Annotated in this window: 15 protein-coding genes; 5 read left to right on the plus strand and 10 right to left on the minus strand. The window is 33.5% G+C overall.

Features of this window, described 5'->3' with window-relative positions; translation table 11 throughout:
• Window positions 1-76: 76 nt before the first annotated feature.
• The gene (locus N4A45_01755) at window positions 77-706 is read right to left on the minus strand and encodes a hypothetical protein (GenBank protein MCT4663941.1); all 630 of its coding nucleotides are present in this window, start codon (window positions 704-706) and stop codon (window positions 77-79) included.
• 325 nt (window positions 707-1031) lie between these two features.
• Here N4A45_01755 and N4A45_01760 point away from each other — a divergent pair, with 325 nt between their 5' ends.
• From N4A45_01760 to N4A45_01770, 3 genes are read left to right on the plus strand one after another with little or no spacing between them, the layout of a single operon-like run.
• A complete protein-coding gene (locus N4A45_01760; GenBank protein MCT4663942.1) occupies window positions 1032-1982 on the plus strand; it encodes a T9SS type A sorting domain-containing protein in 951 nt (316 codons plus the stop codon).
• Between the two features lie 11 nt (window positions 1983-1993).
• Window positions 1994-3076 carry a c-type cytochrome gene (locus N4A45_01765; protein MCT4663943.1) on the plus strand — a complete coding sequence of 361 codons (1083 nt, stop codon included), beginning with the start codon at window positions 1994-1996 and terminating at the stop codon, window positions 3074-3076.
• Window positions 3039-4097 carry a c-type cytochrome gene (locus tag N4A45_01770; GenBank protein ID MCT4663944.1) on the plus strand — a complete coding sequence of 353 codons (1059 nt, stop codon included), beginning with the start codon at window positions 3039-3041 and terminating at the stop codon, window positions 4095-4097. Before N4A45_01765 ends, N4A45_01770 begins: the two co-directional genes overlap by 38 nt.
• A gap of 19 nt (window positions 4098-4116) precedes the next feature.
• Here N4A45_01770 and N4A45_01775 read toward each other — a convergent pair whose 3' ends face one another.
• The 6 genes from N4A45_01775 to kdsA form a co-directional block, all read right to left on the minus strand.
• Window positions 4117-5370: an ABC transporter permease gene (locus N4A45_01775; protein ID MCT4663945.1), complete on the minus strand. Its 1254-nt coding sequence runs from the start codon at window positions 5368-5370 to the stop codon at window positions 4117-4119.
• A 132-nt stretch (window positions 5371-5502) separates the two neighbouring features.
• A complete protein-coding gene (locus N4A45_01780; GenBank protein MCT4663946.1) occupies window positions 5503-5682 on the minus strand; it encodes a dihydrofolate reductase family protein in 180 nt (59 codons plus the stop codon).
• Complete coding sequence (locus tag N4A45_01785) at window positions 5667-6041, minus strand: dihydrofolate reductase family protein (GenBank protein MCT4663947.1); 375 nt, start codon at window positions 6039-6041, stop codon at window positions 5667-5669. The genes N4A45_01780 and N4A45_01785 overlap by 16 nt, the downstream gene beginning before the upstream one ends.
• A 238-nt stretch (window positions 6042-6279) precedes the next feature.
• A complete protein-coding gene (locus N4A45_01790; GenBank protein ID MCT4663948.1) occupies window positions 6280-6837 on the minus strand; it encodes a hypothetical protein in 558 nt (185 codons plus the stop codon).
• Between the two features lie 177 nt (window positions 6838-7014).
• A complete protein-coding gene (locus tag N4A45_01795) occupies window positions 7015-9213 on the minus strand; it encodes a gliding motility-associated C-terminal domain-containing protein (protein MCT4663949.1) in 2199 nt (732 codons plus the stop codon).
• Between the two features lie 114 nt (window positions 9214-9327).
• The gene (kdsA, locus tag N4A45_01800; GenBank protein ID MCT4663950.1) at window positions 9328-10134 is read right to left on the minus strand and encodes a 3-deoxy-8-phosphooctulonate synthase; all 807 of its coding nucleotides are present in this window, start codon (window positions 10132-10134) and stop codon (window positions 9328-9330) included.
• 90 nt (window positions 10135-10224) lie between these two features.
• On the opposite strand from kdsA, the gene N4A45_01805 reads away from it, so the two are divergent.
• Both N4A45_01805 and N4A45_01810 read left to right on the plus strand, forming a co-directional pair.
• A complete protein-coding gene (locus tag N4A45_01805; protein MCT4663951.1) occupies window positions 10225-12342 on the plus strand; it encodes a hypothetical protein in 2118 nt (705 codons plus the stop codon).
• Between the two features lie 21 nt (window positions 12343-12363).
• The gene (locus tag N4A45_01810; protein MCT4663952.1) at window positions 12364-13932 is read left to right on the plus strand and encodes a DUF5723 family protein; all 1569 of its coding nucleotides are present in this window, start codon (window positions 12364-12366) and stop codon (window positions 13930-13932) included.
• 64 nt (window positions 13933-13996) lie between these two features.
• Here N4A45_01810 and N4A45_01815 read toward each other — a convergent pair whose 3' ends face one another.
• From N4A45_01815 to N4A45_01825, 3 genes are all read right to left on the minus strand, one after another.
• Window positions 13997-15016, minus strand: coding sequence for a metal-dependent hydrolase (locus N4A45_01815; protein MCT4663953.1), 1020 nt, complete (start codon window positions 15014-15016; stop codon window positions 13997-13999).
• Window positions 15017-15130: 114 nt separating this feature from the next.
• Entirely contained in the window at window positions 15131-16444 is a 1314-nt protein-coding gene (locus N4A45_01820) for a hypothetical protein (protein ID MCT4663954.1), read from the minus strand.
• Window positions 16444-18069: an acyl-CoA carboxylase subunit beta gene (locus N4A45_01825; GenBank protein ID MCT4663955.1), complete on the minus strand. Its 1626-nt coding sequence runs from the start codon at window positions 18067-18069 to the stop codon at window positions 16444-16446. The genes N4A45_01820 and N4A45_01825 overlap by 1 nt, the downstream gene beginning before the upstream one ends.
• Window positions 18070-18083 lie beyond the last annotated feature (14 nt).

The following is an 18083-nucleotide window of genomic DNA, read 5'->3' on the forward strand; positions in this document are numbered from 1 at the left end:
AATAAATGTTTTATGAAATAAAATTACTGTGATGATTTAACGCAAAGAAAATGAGTGAAAAAGATTCTATTTTTTTTTATTCTATTAGTTGAGCACCTTTATTTTGCTCCTTCAATAGGTCTGCAGAAGCGTACACAAGCTGTTCAGCTTCCTTATGCATGGTATAAAAAATACTTACTTTTCCTTCTTCTTGTAAAATACGATGCTTTTGATTAATAAAGCACTCTTTGTTTTTAGGCGTATTTAGTTCTTTATAAAGTCTGATAAATTTGGCTGCATCTGCTTTATTCTTAAAATCAATTTGATGGTAGCTAAGAAAAGTATATCTAGGTGCCCCATCTACAATACCCTTTTCTTTTGCAGCACTAAATTCAATATGGTCTTCACCATGTAGATAAATCATACTGTTATTTACACAATTATAAAAGCTTAGATTATTATCCCTTTCATACCTGAAAATTTTTGCCTTAAAGTCATTTTTCTTGAGCAATTCTTTCCATTTTTTGACAAAAGCTTGATCCATTTTTGAAGGAACCAATGTAAAATCATACGATTTTGTTTGTTCAGTTGGCATCTCCTCCATATTTAAAAGAGTAGTCTCTTTTTTTGTTTCTGTTTTAATCTGTTCTGCTTTTGATGTTTTGGAGTCTGAACAAGAACTGAAAAATATCACATTGATCAAACTTAATAAAATCAATTTTTTCATAAAAATACGTTTTAAATTTTGCCCCAAAGTTAAATGGAAAATATCATTGAGCTACATTTAGCAATATGAATTCGTTTAGTTTTAATAATTGTCAGATTGATCGTTTGTGTTTATAGGTTAATGTAAGGGGAAAAAAGAGAACTCCTTCTATAGAATAGCTTTCTAAAATCTCAGTTTTCCCGAGAAGTATGCGGCTTAATTGTGTTAATTTTTGTAAATTATCTGGTTTAAGAAAGAATTTGATTTGGGAATGTAGTTTAAATTAACCATTTTTGATTATCTAACTTTTTTGATGTCAGAAAACTATCTTTAAATTATCCTTATTATGAAGAAATTATTATTATTTGCCTTACTTTCTAATTTTGCTTTTGCCCAAAAAAGCGTCAAGCTTCACTTAAGATCTTTTATTGATAATCAAGAGTTTGCGTATCAGGTTGGTAGTCAAAACAATCTGAATCATTTATTTAAAATTAAGAGACTTCATTATTATTTAGGAGATGTTGAAATAACTTATGACGGTGGACAGAAAAAGCATTTTTCTAAATCGATTTTCTTGCTAAAAGCAGATGAAACTCCAGGAAATGTAATTTTAGACCTAGGAACGCATGATGTAAATAATGTAGAACAAGTTCGATTTGCAATAGGAGTAAAGGAATCACTGAATCACGACGATCCAACACAGTATGACGCAAGTCATCCACTTGCCCCACAAATGCCTGCTATGCATTGGGGATGGGCAGCGGGCTATCGATTCATTATTCTAGAAGGAAAAACAGGACCTGCATTTAAGCATAATATGGAAATACATGCTTTGGGCGATACCAATTATTTTCATCAAACTATAGCTGTTACAAGTTTATCTAGTGAGAATGAAATTCATATTCCAATTAAGGCAGATTTTGGAAAAATATTAGATGATGTGTCTATAAATAGCTCCATTATTCATCATGGAGAAACTTTTCAATCTTGTATGCAAGTGATGCAAAATCTTAAAAATAAAGTTTTTAGTTATGATTCTGATTATCAAATTGGCGTTGAAGAAGAATTGGCATCAATTATCAAGGTATTCCCAAATCCTTCAAATGGTGTTTTAAGAATCAATAATCCAGTAGATGAAGTTTTAACCATTAAGGTATTTAATGTTTTTGGACAGGAAGTTTTTCAAAAGAAATCTCAAGAAGAAATTTTGGATTTAAGCCATCTTTCAAAAGGAAATTATTTTCTCGAATTAGAATCGTCAACAGGAAAAGCCCGTAAAAAAATCATTTTACTATAAAGTTTACATATATGAGATATATAAGTTATTTCCTTATCACAGTTTTTCTTGTTTCTTGTTCCAAAGATACCTTTAATACAGATTTTGTAGAATGGGATAAAACACCTTATGTTTTCCCGAAACTCCCAAATTTTCCACCTCCAAAATTATCTGCTGAAAATCCACTTACCTTATCAAAAGTGGCTTTGGGAAAGAGGTTGTTTTATGAGAAAAAACTTTCTTTAGATAATACAATAAGTTGTTCTTCTTGTCATCAACCAGAACATGGTTTTAGCGACCCAAGAAAATTATCTTTGGGAGTAGATGATAGCGAAGGTAAAAGACAATCTATGGCGACTTTTAATTTGGCATTTGCAGGGGAAGAAGGCTTTTTTTGGGATGGTAGAGCAAGAACGCTCAAAGAACAAGTATTAATGCCTATCCAAGATCATTTAGAAATGAAGGAAACCTTAGAAGGTGTTATAAAAAAGCTTTCGGAAGATGAAAACTATAAAAATGATTTTATTCGTGCTTTTGGTGACCATAAAATAAGTTCAGAAAGAATAGCTTTGGCATTGGAGAGCTTTTTGTTGACCATAGTTTCTGCAAATTCTAAATATGATAAATATCTGGAAGGAACAGCAACTCTGTCAGAATCTGAAGAAAGAGGGCGGGTTTTGTTTTTTAAAGAATACAATCCACATTTTCCAACAGAATCAGGAGCAGATTGTGCACATTGTCATTCAGGACCAAATTTTGAAGGAAGAAGACATTCAAATAATGGATTGACTCAAGGAAATAACGGAGCAGGGGATTTAGGTTTGGAGTCTTTTACCAAAAACGCTGGGGATAGACGAAAGTTTAAAATTACGAGTTTAAGAAATATAGCACTCACGGCTCCTTATATGCATGATGGACGTTTTGAGACTTTAAAAGAAGCAATTGAGCATTATAATACGGGAATAAAAGGTTCTCCAACACTTGATCCTGCTTTAAGACAAGTACACCAAAATGGTGGATTAAAATTAAGTGATCAAAATATAGAAGATTTGGTAAACTTTTTAAAAACCCTTACTGATGAAAGTTTGGCTAAAAACCCTGAGTATTTGCCCTAAGAATTGGTTGATTTCAATCGTGTTAATTGTATTTGTTTTTCATTCTTGTGAACATGAAACTTTTGTGTCTTCAAATGAGCAAAAGGTTGAAAAATTGTTTCAAATTCCCAGTCATTTTGATCCTATTCCTTTCCCAGATGATAATCATTTTACTCTAGAAAGGTGGCAGCTAGGGAAAAAACTTTTTCATGATAAAAGACTCTCTAGAACTCAGGAAATTTCTTGTTCTTCTTGTCATGATTCTCGTTTAGCTTTTACAAAGCATGAAGCAGTAAGTCCTGGAATTTTAGGAAGAAAAGGAAGGCGTAATGCACCCACTCTTACGAATATCGCTTATCATCCTCATTTGCTGTTTGAAGCTTCTGTACCTAGTATAGAAATGCAGGTTTTGGTTCCTATTCAGGATACTAATGAGTTTGATCACAATATGGTAGCTGTTTATAAAGCATTAGGAGATGATCCTGAATACAAAAAGTTGAGTGAGAAAGCTTATGGTAGAGATTTCGATGCTTTTGTATTGGTTCGTTCTATTGCCAATTATGAAAGAAGTATGATTTCTGCAAATTCAAAATGGGATCAAGTACAGGAAGGTAAGGCAGTTTTTACTGAATCAGAAAGAAGGGGAGAAGCTCTTTTTAATAGTGAAAAGACTAAATGTTTTACCTGTCATGGTGGCTTTACTTTTACAAATTTTGAATTAAAGAATAATGGTTTGACTCAGGAATACGAAGATGAAGGGTTGTATCATTTTACACACAAACCAGAAGATTTTGGTCTTTTTAAGGTACCTACTTTAAGAAATATTGCACTAACAGCTCCTTATATGCATGATGGTTCTTTATGGACTCTCGATGAAGTGATTACTCATTATAGTGAAGGAGTAAAACCATTTAAAAATAAATCTCCAGAAGTGAAAAATGCAGCTCTTTCTTCTCAAGAGAAAAAAGATTTGAAAGCCTTTTTATTGACTCTTACTGATTCTTCTTTTGTCAATAATTCTTTGTTTCAAATTACTCAGTGATTTATTTCCTCAGATAGAATTAAACGTGTCTAAGCGCATCAACAGGTTGGTAAGCAGAAGCTTTTTGTGCTGGGTAAAAACCAGAAATCACACCAACAATTATACAAACCAAAACAGCCAGTAGCATCCAAATCCATGGAATTACAAATGGTGATTTTAAGAAAATAGCGACAATATTTCCTATCATAATTCCGAAAACAATTCCTAAAATCCCTCCCAAAACAGAAATAACAACAGCTTCAGTAAGAAACTGAACAAGAATGTGCTGTGAAGAAGCACCTAAAGATTTACGAATACCAATTTCTTTGGTTCTTTCTGTTACAGAAACCAGCATGATGTTCATGAGAGCCACTGCTGCACCCAGTAAGGTAAGAATTCCGATGCTTGAAGTAGCAAGTCCTACTTTATCCAGAATTCCTGTTATAGTTTCTAAAAGAGCTTTGGAGTTGCTAATGGTAAAATTATTGAGATCTTTTGGGCGTAATTTTCTCACTTTTCTCATAGCCACAATTGCTTCATTTTTTACTTGAGGAATCGTAAAACCTTTTTTTACTTTAGATTCTATTCTTAGTTGAGAATCTCTATAGGAGTAGTTTTTCTTGGCAACTCTAAAAGGGATATAAGCATCTTGATTGACCGAAAATCCATTTCCTTCTGCTTGAGGTTCTATAATTCCTATGACAATATACTTATGAGCGCCTAATTTGATACTTTTTCCAACACCTTTAGCTTTTCCTTTCGGGAAGAGCTTTTTAGCTAAGTCTGATGCAATAATTACATAGGGTTTTGCAGCAATATTATCTTCTTTGCTAAAATTCCTTCCGAACTCAATATTTCTACTTTTTACATTAAAGAAATTCTCATCTGCCCCAAAGAGTGACACATTATTTGCTTCCTCTTCTTTATATTCAATTTTTTGACCACCAGATGCAAAAAAGTACAAAGAGGTTGTGGCAAATGTTGAAATAGATTGTTGGTATTTTTCACCTTCTTGATTGCTAATAGTGGGAAATGACTTTCTTCTTTGTCTTCCCATCCTAATACCTTGTTCTCTATAGCTCACTTGAAAAGTGTCTGAACCAGCTTTAGAGAAATTGGAGTTTACAGAACCTTTTAATGCTTCTGTGGCGGTAAAGATACTTACCAAAGCCGTGATTCCCATAGCAATAATGAGCATGGTGACAATGCTTCGGGTCATATTTCCCTTGATGCTTCTAAAGGCAATTCCTAAATTTTCTCTGTGAACTCTCATTGAATCATAAAATCTATCCAATTTTAAAACAAAATTATTGATTGGGAAAAAAAATTAGTGTTCTTTAACCCAAATTATAGAGTGATTCCGTATTCTTCTATAAATTCAGTTGAATTAAACCTGTAATGGGTATAGGTTTATTGGCATTTCGAATTACTTTTTTCGTTTATAGCGACTTTGTGTTATTTGATTCAGAAAGGTTTTGTTTTCTATCAGTTCAAATTTCACTTCACTTGGCAATTCTCCGAAAAGTGGAGAACCACCGCCTAATAAAATCGGAAGCGTTGTTAGAATCATTTCATCAATCAAATTTTCTTTTAGAAAATTCCTGATTGTCGTTCCTCCATCAATATAAAGTCTGCTATATCCTTTATCGTGAATTGCTCTAAAACCTCCGATAAAGTTCCATGGATTAAAAAAGCTTTGTCTTTGTGGGATTTAGGTATTTCTTTTAACTTATTGCTTAACACAAAAACAGGCTTGTTATAGGGCCAGGGAACATCAAATCCAATAACAGTTTCGAAGGTTGTTCGCCCCATGATAAGTGCATCAATTCGGTTGGTGAATTCCACATATCCCATATCATCATGATTAGGGTTGGGTACGGAATTTAGCCAATCGATTTTACCATTTTTGTCTGCTATATAGCCATCTAAACTTGTTGCGATAAATACGCTATTCGTTTTAGTCATTTCTCTTTTGTTTTTTTTAACTGGAATACTAATCGGTAGAGAACCTATTTGGTAGTAGCCGTTATCAAAAGTATGTGAAATTACAAAACTCCCCAATAGTTATGCTTAATTAGCCATGGTCTTTTCGCTAATTCTAATATTTTGCACATGTTGTTAGATTCACACTTTGTTATGTGTGTAATCTAAAAAAACCAGTTATTTTATAGACGCTATTTCAGTAAAAAAAGTAAGAAATTTTTTATCTCAATATTTCAACCATTCCCGTTGTAGATCTGTAAACAGCGGATACCACTTCTGCGTGAACATTGTCTAACGATGAGATCATTTTTTTGTTAGAAACGGCTAATTCTTTTGCCATTTCCATAGTGGTATTTCCTTTAGGTAGGTATTTTCTTAGTGTTGGGAATTTATCTGTATGGTTTTGTATATTTTGAAGAAAGGTAGAGTTATCATTTGCCAATGCTATAACGAGTTTTACACCGCTGAGGGCTACTGTAGCTTCAATGGCTTCTATGTCTGTTTCTGTAAGAATTCCACCTGGAGTTCTCATAACAATTAAATCACCGAAACCTTGATCAAGAATCGTTTCTACCGAAATTTTGGTATCAATATCTGCAAGTATTAATGCTTTTGGGTTTTCTTCGTTTTCTAACTCATACAATTGTTGTTTATAGTCGATTGTATTTCCCATTTGAGCCACAAAACGTACATTACCAGTCATTAAATCCCTGAGGATGTCCTCTGATGTTAGTGAATTTCTTTCAGATTGACTCAGGATATGATTTATTTGGTTCATAAGATATTTTTTAACAGTTTCTCAAATTTATACATTATAAAACGATAATTAAATTAGATAATAACATTTTGTTAAATATATTACTTAATATGGAGGAATTGTTAGTCTTTTAAAAATTATTCAAAAAGACCTTCTATGAACATATTTGAGAGTGAATAGAATTATTGTTAGCAGTACTTAGAGAAGCATAACAAATCCTGATGTTTCTAGGATTTCTCCATTAATGGTGGTGTATTTACATTGATAATTAAACAATGCTTCTTGAAGGAGTTCTCCATCTTGGTCACGTCCATCCCATTGGTGTTTTTCTTGATATTGAGAGCCATCATAGACTTTTCTTCCCCAGCGGTCAAAAATCTCTAAAGTATAAGCTTTTATATTGTATGTTTCGGGGAAAAAATATTCATTCAAATTATCTCCAGAAGGAGTGAATGCATTTGGGAAATGAATGGAATAATTTACCCGCACTTTTACATGAATAATCTTTTTATCGGGGCATTTTCCATTTACATTAACGTTTTGGGCAATAAAATAATCACCAGGAACAGTAAATTGATGGGTAAAGCTTTCTTCATTGGAAATAGTCCCATCAGAAATAAAGAATTCCATAAATGTAAAGCTGTTACTTAAATTGGTGATTTCAAAATCTTCATAAATTTCAATATCTGTATTAGAAATTGTAAAATCAGCTTCGGCATTTTGAAAAATGGTAATCCAGCTTTTTTCCTCAATACTATCCGTGCATCCCCATTGATCTGTGTAAATAAGTTTTAGGTCTAATACGGTGTCGTGATCGGTATATATTGTAAAGGAAGGGTCGTTTGTGTGGAAAACACTATCTAAATACCACTCGTAATGAAGGGGATGATTTAGATCTTGTAATTGAATAAGCACTTCGCTGGAATTACATTGAGCAATTTTATTAGGGAATTTAAACTCAATAGAATCACTGATGAAAATCGGTATTTTTCTACTCAATTTACAGTTATTATCCTCTATTGTTACTTGTACAAAATGATTTCCAGGTGTGGTGAAGTCGATATCGTTTAACTGTGTTGGACCAACCGTATCGAGATCACTTTGTGAAAAATTCCATTGGATTTTGGCTCCGCCAGAGAATTCTTGATTGACTATTTCAAAACTCATTAGGTCTTTGTCTTTCCAGCAAAGGATAGAATCTCCAGTTAAATCAAAATTTATTTCATTTTTAATAGTTATTTCTTTTATAATAGTATCAATACAAGCCGCTCCTCTTGAACTGATTAATCGAACGTCATAATCTCCATCTGCGGGGTAATTATAGGTAACTTGATATCCACTTGCCGTATCTGCTGTTGTGTTTTGATCTCCAAAATCCCAAAGTAGTGTTAAAGAATCATCTACTATGGCTTCAAAATTAACAGTTTGATTTCCCGTGCAATAATTATCAAAGGCTTCAAAATCGGCGATATGACTTTTACAATCAAAAACAAGCATTCTGAAATCTCTTATGGTTTTAGAAAGTAAGACACCATTGCGGTATTCTTCTACCATAACAGCGATAATATAAGAACCGATTTGTGTGGGAGTCCCCGTGATAATCCCTGTTTCTGGGTCTATCCACATAGGAGGACTTGCATCTAAGGGATGTGTGGGTGCATAAGGAACATTATAGACAATTAATGGATAAGGAGTTGCATCAATATTTCCTGCGGTATTTGAAGATGTGGCTTGTGGAGTTGTTAGGTAATAATGTAAGCTATCACCATCAATATCTATAGCTGAGCAATTATAATTTAGTGATTGGTTAATGCAAACTTCTAAAGGGGGAAGTTCTGAGAATTTCGGATTTGAATTACCTAAAGTGAAGTTATTTGGGGGAATTTCTGTAGAAAAAATTGAACCTGTTTGAAAAGGGTTTGCAACAATATTATTTACAGAAGGATTCCGACAGCATCTCTGATACGAAACAAAGTATCCATTTGAAGATGAAGGTAGTGGAATAGTGACTTTATAGGTTCCTTTTTGAATACAAAAATCACCAACTAATTCAATACAAGAGTCTGGACTTTCTATATTTACATTTTCAATGGTTAATGAAGTGAAATTAACTTCTTGGTAAAGGCTGTTGTCGTCATTAAGGACATTGAGTTTTGCAAAAGGAGCGCCAGGTGTTACGAGTGGTTTTCCATAGATATTATCAAAACCTGCTGGAGTAATCGTTGTTCCATTGGAATCAAGAAAAGGCTGACAGTCTTTATACACAATCAATTCGAACTCGTAAAGCCCATTTGCAAGTACTTTATAACTAAGTTCACCACCAACAATGTGTGTCGCGTAGCTCCCTTGGAGCATAAAAGAGAAAAATAAAAAAACAAAAATTCTTAAAAAACGCATAAAATATAGTTGAAAAAAATAGAGTCGTAAATTAAGATTATATTTCTTTATCTTATTTACGACTCTAATTTAGTAAAAAAAAATGTATTGCCCAAGTATAGAATAGTTTCAATTCTAAAACTGACCGACAGTTTCTTTTAATAATACAAGTTTTTTTAACAAGTTTTCTACGTGATCAAGGTGCAACATATTGGCACCATCAGATAAAGCATTTTTAGGGTCTGGGTGTGTTTCAAGAAATATCCCATCAGCTCCTACGGCTATTCCAGCTTTTGCTATTGTTTCTATCAATTCAGGTTTACCTCCTGTAACTCCCGAAGTTTGATTGGGTTGTTGAAGCGAATGAGTGATATCTAAAACCACAGGACTTCCAGTAGATTTCATTGTAGGAATTCCTCGATAGTCAACTACTAAATCTTGATATCCAAACATCGATCCTCTTTCTGTTAGGAGTATTTGATTATTTCCACTTTCAATTACTTTCTGCCTTGCAAATTGCATGCTTTCTGGAGCTAAAAATTGACCTTTCTTGATATTAACCCATTTATTTGTTTTGGCTGCGGCAACTAATAAATCCGTCTGACGACACAAAAAAGCAGGAATCTGAAGGATATCAACAAACTCGGCAGCCATTTCGGCCTCCTCTGCAGTGTGAATATCCGTAACGGTGGGTACATTAAAAGTTTGGTGAACTTTTTCGAGTATTTTTAAAGCTTTTTCATCTCCAATTCCTGTAAACGAATCTAAACGTGAGCGATTAGCTTTTCTATAGGATCCTTTAAAAACAAAAGGGATCTTAAGATCGGTTGTTATTTCAACAAGCTTTTCAGCAATATATAAACTGGTTTTTTCGTTTTCAATAGCACAAGGTCCTGCGAGTAAAAAAAAGCGATCCTTTTTTGAAAAAAATTCTTGATTCATCAGCGGTTGTATAATCATTTTGCTATCAAAAGTAAACTTTTTCGTAAGACTATTTTACTTATCTTTGGTTGATTTTAAAAATTATTAAATATGCTTTTGAGAAATACTCTAAGGTTATTCTCGGTTTTGGTTGTATCTGTTGTGTTCTCATCTTGTCTTAAAGATTTGGAAGATGATCTCAATGATTTGAAGGCTAATGAACAGGTTTCAAAATGGGGAGCAACTATTATTGATACCAAAATATATCCGAATAATATCGATACCTCAAATTTACTTGTGGATAAGGATGGAAATATTTATTTTAGAACGATTATAGATTCTGTTGCACATTTTAACTCAGAAGATATATTTACTTCTACTAAGCAACAAGTTCAAGAATCTGTAAAAATTGATTACTCTACAGCAAGGATTCAAGATTTCTCTGTGAGTTACATAGGATCTATGCTTGGTTTAATGCAAAAATCTACGGAAGTAGCCTCAGCTAAGATTCAAAATTTTATTGCTCTAAACGGGACAAACGCTACTTTTTCTACCTTTTCTACCAATTTGAACTCTATTAATTGGGGAACGGCAAACTCCATATCAACTGTAACGTACGAATCTGGAGATTTTGAAATCAAACTTACCAATAATACTGATTTCGATATTTCAAATCTTGCTATAGAGGTAAGAAGCCAGTCAACGAATTTAGGAACCTATAATTTTACATCGATAAATGCAGGAGAAACAGCTGCTCAGTTAATCGATATGGCAGGCAAGCAAGTGTTTAGTGATTTTTCTTTTAAAATAACATCATTAACGGTAAATGGTATAAATCAAGCTCAACTTATAGATCTTTCTAAATCTATTGTGCTAAAACTAAAGCCACAAGAGAATTTAAGAATCAGTACTTCGGTTGCTAAATATACCGATCCTGTTTTTTCTTATGAATACCCTTATACAATTACAGATAATGGTTCGAACTTTAATGAAGAATTGAGCCTAGTGAAATGGAAAAAAGGGAAATTAAATATTAGAATTGATGAGTTTGTTTCTAAAGCACATCAGTTGAAAATTTCTATTGTTGGAGCTGTTGATTCTATGAATAATCCAGTAGAAGAGATCATCTCTATCAGTGGTGGTTTTAATACCTATAATCAAGAATTTGATTTAACTAAGATGACATTAAGACTTGATCAATATAGTGGACAACCATATAATACTATTCTTTTAAAATTTGAACCAAGATTTTATAATACAGCTCACGCACCGCTTAATAGACTAGAAAATTATCAAGTGAATGTAAAAGTAAATGATGCTGAATTTGCATATTTTGAAGGAGACTTTAAGAGTAAAAAAGTAACATTAGACAAAATGACTAATGATTGGGAGGAGGAATACCTAAATAAAATTTCAGGTGATTTTAGTCTAAAGTCTGCATATATTCATTTCCGTATGAGAAATGAAATGGGTGTGGCAGCTTCTGTTGATCTAAATGGAAAAGCCTATAATAAAGCAAATGTTGAAAAAAACATGACTTTTAACACTCCCGTTTTGATGAGTGCCGCAGTAAATACAGCAGAAGATAAAGTGAGTATTGGAAAATACGATGGAACAAATTCTAATATTCCTGAGATTATATCATTTTTACCCAGAAAATTTGAAACTTGGGGAGAAGCAACAGCGGTTCTTGAACCAGGGCAAACGAAATCTTTCTTGGAAGTAGGTTCAAAAGCTTATATTGATATGGAGGCATTTCTTCCACTTGATTTACGTGCAGATTCTTTGTTTTACCAAGACACAGTTTCTTATGAAAAAAGCGATTTAAGTGATTTAAATGACCTCGAAGAGGATGAAACTTTGGATTTAAAAGATGTAATCGTGCATTTGGAAATAGAAAATATGTATCCTTTAAATATTGGAGCAAGTATTATTATTCATGATTCTATCAATAACTTAAACTTAGAAACTATTGATATTCCTGCAGTAATCAAGTCTGCAAAAGTTAACGATATAGGAGAAGTGCAAAGCACTACAATTTATAAAACGGAAATTACTTTAAACAAGGCTCAAAGAAAAGCCTTAATAAATGGGGGTAAATTAATACCAACAGTTCATCTGTTTACGCCTAAAAATTTAGGAGCAAATGAATCTGTGGCTATTAGTAAAGATCATTATGTGCATATAGTAGCAGGAGCAGAAGTAGTAGCAGGAGTGACCATAGAATAGAAAAAGAAAGGAATAAAAGAAATGAAGAAGAATATATTAGCACTTGTTTTATTATTGGCAGTTGTACAAATTTCCTTTGCGCAACATCACAAACCTTTGATTCAATACAATGTGGATTTCTTGCCAGGATCGGCAAAACAAAATCCAGCGCATGGACTTAGAAATAGCTATTTCTTTGGTGTCCCAGTTTTGGGTAGTGTTGAGCTAAACGCTTATTCAAATACGTTGACCTTTAGCGACGTTATTAGAAGAGTAAGTGAAATTAAAACCATTATTGATCTTGAGCACATTAATGATAAAATAGATGATCAGACCTTTGTTAACACAGAATTTAGTACAGAAGTACTCTATGGTGGATTAAGGGCTTATGATGGCGGTTATTGGAGTTTTGGATTAGATCTATCGACTAAAGTAGATTTTAATTTCTCTGATGGACTATTTGATCTACTTATTTACGGAAATGTTCATGAGAAAAATATTGATCGAACACTTGATTTTTCAGCGTTTAAGCCAGAAGTTATGGCTTATTCTGATTTGCATGTAGGGTATTCCCGAGACTTAAATAAAAGTTGGAGAGTAGGTGCTCGATTGCATATTTTGAGTGGTTTGGCTTTTGTAGGGGTTTCCGAAAACTCTATGACATTTAAAACCAATAGTGAAAATAAATTTGGATCTATTGACGCAAATGGAAGAATGGCATTTAGCATGGCAGGATTAGATTTAGATGCAGACATACCAATAGGACTTTCGCCAATCAATTTTAGAAATCTAGGACTTGGTTTGGATCTTGGAGTAGATTATATGCTCAATAAGAAAATTTACCTGTCTGCTGTGATGACAGAACTCGGTTTTATTTCTTGGGGAGACAATGCAAAGACGCATAGTATCAATTTTCCTGAAAACTTTAAGTATGATGGATTTAAAATTCAGCTTAATACCGATGATGATTTAGACGAAATTATTGATCAATGGAGAGAAGAAAATAGAGAATCTACCCAACTAGATACCAATGAGGCTTCTTTTAGTTCTACTTTTGCCCCTAGAGTAACAGTAGGTGCGAAATACAGAATTAACAGAAAGAACTTTGTAAATCTTCAATTGAGTACTAAAATACAAGAAAACAGAACTTTTCCAAGTGCAAGTTTAATCTACCAGTCAAGTGTGTTTTCTTTCCTAGATGTTATTGGTGGCGTAAATTACTTCAATAATGACGCTGGAATAAGTGCTGGGGTGAACTTCAATGTGAAATCCGTGAATTTATATTTAATGACGGATAATGTTCTGGCTTTTTCGAATCCTAGAGAAACCAAAGGGACAAATTTTGCTTTCGGAGTCAATGTTCAGATTGTGGAAAAACGAAGAAAAGCAGCGCATTCTAGAACTCGTTGGATGAGTAGAGATGTAAAGCGTAAAAAAGATCCTGAGGAAGAAAAGAAAAAGAAAAAACGCAAAGAAAAAGAGAAAAAGAAAAAGGCGAAAGAAGAAGCTAAGAATAAGAAAGAAGCCGAAAAAGAAGATAAGGCGGACTCGAAAAAGGAGAAAAAACGTAAAAGATATAAGAAAAAACGTGCTGCTAAAAACGAACTGTAAGTTTTGTGGTAGTATTCATAAAGTTAGTGCTTCAATGTTTTAAAATATTGAAGCACTTTTTGTTTTAAGATACTTTTCCTAAAATCCTATGCCATAGTTTACCTAGCAAGTTTTTCATATCTAAATCCTGACGATTTTTTTCCACTTCACGTCCTTTCCAAATACCGCTTTCACGATAAATTTCATAACTAAATGCGTATTTGTTACTTGATAAATCACTACTGAGTACGCCAAAACGTAAATCATGAAAGAGATAGGAGTGAGGGTTGTTTTTTTCCACAATATACCAGCCTTCAGTAATTTTTATAATTCGTGAAACAAGTTGCTGATCCGCAATTTCTTTTTCAAGCTGCTTATTGGAAGCATGAAACACCAGTTTGAGCTCGTTTTCTTTGTCAAGTAGTGAATAATCCGTCATATAAAAACCATTTTCTGTTTTGATATTGGCATTCCAAAGAATGATATTCATAGGGCTAGGTCTTGTTTGAATTTCTGAATATGTGACTTGTTGATTGTCAATTTTGTCTTTAAAAACTTGGTAAGTATAGGCTTTAGCTCCCAAACTCAAAAGCATATAGAAACTACTAATATATATTCCTAATTGATTCCATTGAGCTCTTTTGGGGTTGGTTCTTTTGTAAAACATAGCAATAGTTACACAAAGTAAAAAGGGAATAGTATAACTGGGGTCTAACACAAAAATATTTTTAAAAGCTAAACGCATTTCCGCTGGCCAAAACAATTGTGTACCCCAAGTGGTGAAAGAATCTAGGATTGGATGAGTAAAAAGTGCCCAAAAGAACAATAAACTCCAGTTTTTCCAAGTAGCTGGTTCTTTATGGTGAATTTTTTGAACAAGGAAGCCTAATAATGGAGCCATTAAGATACAAAACACAATAGAGTGAGAAAATCCTCTATGAATTTCTATGGCTGAAAGAGAATCTGTAAAATGCTTAGAAAGCACATCGAGATCTGGAATGGTTCCACCTACAGCGCCCCAAAAAATGGCTTTATTCCCTACTTTTTTTCCTAGTGTAGCTTCTCCTACAGCTGCACCTAATACGATTTGTGTTAATGAATCCATAATTTGGTAGTTTTGTATTGTAAAAAAACACCCACAAATAGAATAATTATTTGTGGGTGAAAAAAATCTGTTTGATTAATAAAAACAGTAAATGAATTATTGAAAAAGAAAATATTATCTATTTCTATTTTTCCAATAGCTTTTTCTTTTTCTTTCGTCTTCTCTCTCTTTGGCTTTAGCCTTTTGTTCTCTTTCTTTAAGAATCTCTTGCTCTTTTTCTTGAGCATCGGTAACTGCTTGATCCGTATATTTATTTTTGAGTTCCATAAAGGATTCTTTAATTCTCATAAAATACTCAGATTCACGTTCTTTATAAGTGTCAATTGCAAGATTTATCGTCTCCGTTTGAGGCTTACCTATAGTTTTAGCCTTGTCAATAGTGGAGATGATCTTTTTAAAAGTACTTTTCCCAGAAGTTTGAGCAAACTTTAAGTATTTGTTTACATTGTTTTTAAGAGAAACATCCGATTGATATTTTGGAATTTTCTTAAGCTCTTTCATGTTATCGATACTCACAGCTACGGTGTTGTTCATCAATATTTGGAGCTTCTCTGTCTGTTTTGTTTCCTCTAGCCAAGTTTTCCATTGACCATAAGTCCAATCTTCTCGATATTTGGTATGTAAAACCTCTCTGAGTTTATTAAAAAATGCTTCAGATTCTTGCCAAGTTGTTCTCGATAGGATATAGAGATTATTTCTATATTCTGCCATTTTGAAGTATTCTTTAAGAATATATTCTTGTTCTAAATCTGGTTTTTTCTCTTTCCTTAGTAAAGCTTCTGATTTATTTTTTAGCTCATATAAATCACTGACTAATGGGTGAATATGACCGAAAAATTGGTTAAATTCTCGAATATATATTCTGTGATTTAAACCAGTTTTATCTTTATTTTCGTTTTTCTTATAATCATAATGCCTTTTTGAATAGTAGGAATCCAAATATTTTGGCATTTTGTGTTTATAGTCTTCAAATAAATGCTGGAAAACATCAAAGTAATTTTGTCTAAGAAAATCTAATTTTTCATCTTTAGTTGAAATGGTTTTTGCACGGTATGTAGCATATTCCAAATCAGCCAAGGTAGCTCTTCTTATTGCGAGCATTTTATCTCTTCTTTTTTCTTCGAGATCAGCCTCAATTAATCGTTGATAATTTCCTAAGAATTCGTCACTAAGTTCTTGGAAAAACTTATGAAATTCTCGGGCATTATCGAAGTTTTTATCAAGGATAGGGCGACCATATTTAATTTCATGCTCAGCTCTTTCTCGATAGTGGTAAGGATCATCTCCCTTTCTGTTTTTAACAGAATAAGGCTCAATACTTTCTTGTTGAAGATTTACACTTTGAGAGTAAGCCTCTTTGTTTTGTCCCATTGCGATCAAGCTTGGTAAAAGCAAGGCTGAGATCCATATTTTTTTTGCTCCTTTCATCAGGTTTGAATTACTCCTACGTTATACTTCTCTACTTTTTTGTGGTTTGCCATATCTATTCCTGTTGAAATCCATTGGCGGGTATCTGCTGGATCAATAATGGCATCATACCAAAGGCGTGCAGCAGCATAAGTTGCCTCGGTTTGTTTGTCGTATTTTTGGGTGATTTTTGTCAAGATCTCTTGCTCTTTCTCAGGACTAATTTCTTCCCCTTTGGCCTTAAGAGATGCCTTCTCTATTTGTAAAAGAACCTTGGCAGCTTGAGCTCCTCCCATTACAGCTAGTTTCGCATTTGGCCAAGCCAGCATAAATCTTGGATCATAAGCTTTTCCACACATTGCATAGTTTCCAGCTCCATAAGAGTTCCCTATAACAACGGTAAATTTAGGAACGGTACTGTTTGCCATGGCATTTACCATTTTGGCTCCATCCTTAATGATACCTCCATGCTCACTATGAGACCCAACCATAAAACCTGTAACATCTTGCAAGAAAACTAATGGAATTTTCTTTTGGTTACAATTCATGATAAATCTTGCTGCTTTATCTGCAGAGTCTGAGTAAATCACTCCTCCAAATTGCATTCCTGTTTTGCGAGATTTTACGACTTCTCTTTGATTCGCTACAATTCCTACAGCCCATCCGTCTATACGGGCATAACTACATACAATAGTTTTCCCATATTCCTCTTTATATTCTTCTATACTTCCTGCGTCGGCAATACTTTCAATAATATCTCTTACTTCGTAAGGTTTATTTCTTGCGATAGGTACGTATTTATAGATTTCGTCTTTTTCTAATCGGGGTTCTTTGGCTTCTATTCTATTAAAACCAGCGGTTTCATTTTTCCCAATTTTCTCAAAAATATTCTTGATTTTATCAAGAGCATCTTGATCATCTTTGGCTTTATAATCTGTAACTCCTGAGACTTCACAGTGTGTTGTTGCTCCTCCTAGAGTTTCGTTATCTATACTTTCTCCTATGGCAGCTTTTACAAGGTAGGACCCTGCCAAAAATATACTACCTGTTTTATCTACAATGATAGATTCATCACTCATGATAGGAAGATAAGCCCCTCCTGCTACACAAGAACCCATTACGGCGGCAATTTGTGTTATTCCTTTTGAGCTCATAATGGCATTATTTCTAAAAATTCTACCAAAATGGTCTTTATCAGGAAAAATCTCATCTTGCATAGGTAAATAAACTCCGGCACTATCTACAAGATAAATGATGGGAAGATTATTTTCAATAGAGATTTCTTGTGCTCTTAAATTTTTCTTACCTGTAATAGGAAACCAAGCTCCTGCCTTCACAGTAGCATCATTGGCTACCACTACGCATCTTTTTCCTTGTACTTTGGCTATCACAACCACTACACCACCTGCAGGGCATCCGCCATGTTCTTTATACATATCAAAACCTGCAAAAGCTCCTATTTCTACTAGATCAGAGGTGTCATCTACCAAATAGTTGATTCTTTCTCTAGCAGTCATTTTGCCTTTTGCGTGTTGTTTATCAATCTTTTTTTGTCCACCACCTTTGTGAATAATAGACAATTTTTTTCTATGCTCGGCTACAAGTAACTTTAAGTTATCTTCGTTCTTATTGTGTTCTAAGTTCATTGATACATTTAAAA

Source organism: Flavobacteriales bacterium (assembly GCA_025210805.1).
Taxonomy (GTDB): domain Bacteria; phylum Bacteroidota; class Bacteroidia; order Flavobacteriales; family CAJXXR01; genus JAOAQX01.

Bases quoted from the DNA above. Each gene is read 5' to 3' on its own strand.
- N4A45_01755 (MCT4663941.1), bottom strand. From the start codon at position 706: ATGAAAAAATTGATTTTATTAAGTTTGATCAATGTGATATTTTTCAGT.
- N4A45_01760 (MCT4663942.1), top strand. From the start codon at position 1,032: ATGAAGAAATTATTATTATTTGCCTTACTTTCTAATTTTGCTTTTGCC.
- N4A45_01765 (MCT4663943.1), top strand. From the start codon at position 1,994: ATGAGATATATAAGTTATTTCCTTATCACAGTTTTTCTTGTTTCTTGT.
- N4A45_01770 (MCT4663944.1), top strand. From the start codon at position 3,039: ATGAAAGTTTGGCTAAAAACCCTGAGTATTTGCCCTAAGAATTGGTTG.
- N4A45_01785 (MCT4663947.1), bottom strand. From the start codon at position 6,041: ATGACTAAAACGAATAGCGTATTTATCGCAACAAGTTTAGATGGCTAT.
- N4A45_01790 (MCT4663948.1), bottom strand. From the start codon at position 6,837: ATGAACCAAATAAATCATATCCTGAGTCAATCTGAAAGAAATTCACTA.
- N4A45_01795 (MCT4663949.1), bottom strand. From the start codon at position 9,213: ATGCGTTTTTTAAGAATTTTTGTTTTTTTATTTTTCTCTTTTATGCTC.
- kdsA (MCT4663950.1), bottom strand. From the start codon at position 10,134: ATGAATCAAGAATTTTTTTCAAAAAAGGATCGCTTTTTTTTACTCGCA.
- N4A45_01805 (MCT4663951.1), top strand. From the start codon at position 10,225: ATGCTTTTGAGAAATACTCTAAGGTTATTCTCGGTTTTGGTTGTATCT.
- N4A45_01810 (MCT4663952.1), top strand. From the start codon at position 12,364: ATGAAGAAGAATATATTAGCACTTGTTTTATTATTGGCAGTTGTACAA.
- N4A45_01815 (MCT4663953.1), bottom strand. From the start codon at position 15,016: ATGGATTCATTAACACAAATCGTATTAGGTGCAGCTGTAGGAGAAGCT.
- N4A45_01820 (MCT4663954.1), bottom strand. From the start codon at position 16,444: ATGAAAGGAGCAAAAAAAATATGGATCTCAGCCTTGCTTTTACCAAGC.
- N4A45_01825 (MCT4663955.1), bottom strand. From the start codon at position 18,069: ATGAACTTAGAACACAATAAGAACGAAGATAACTTAAAGTTACTTGTA.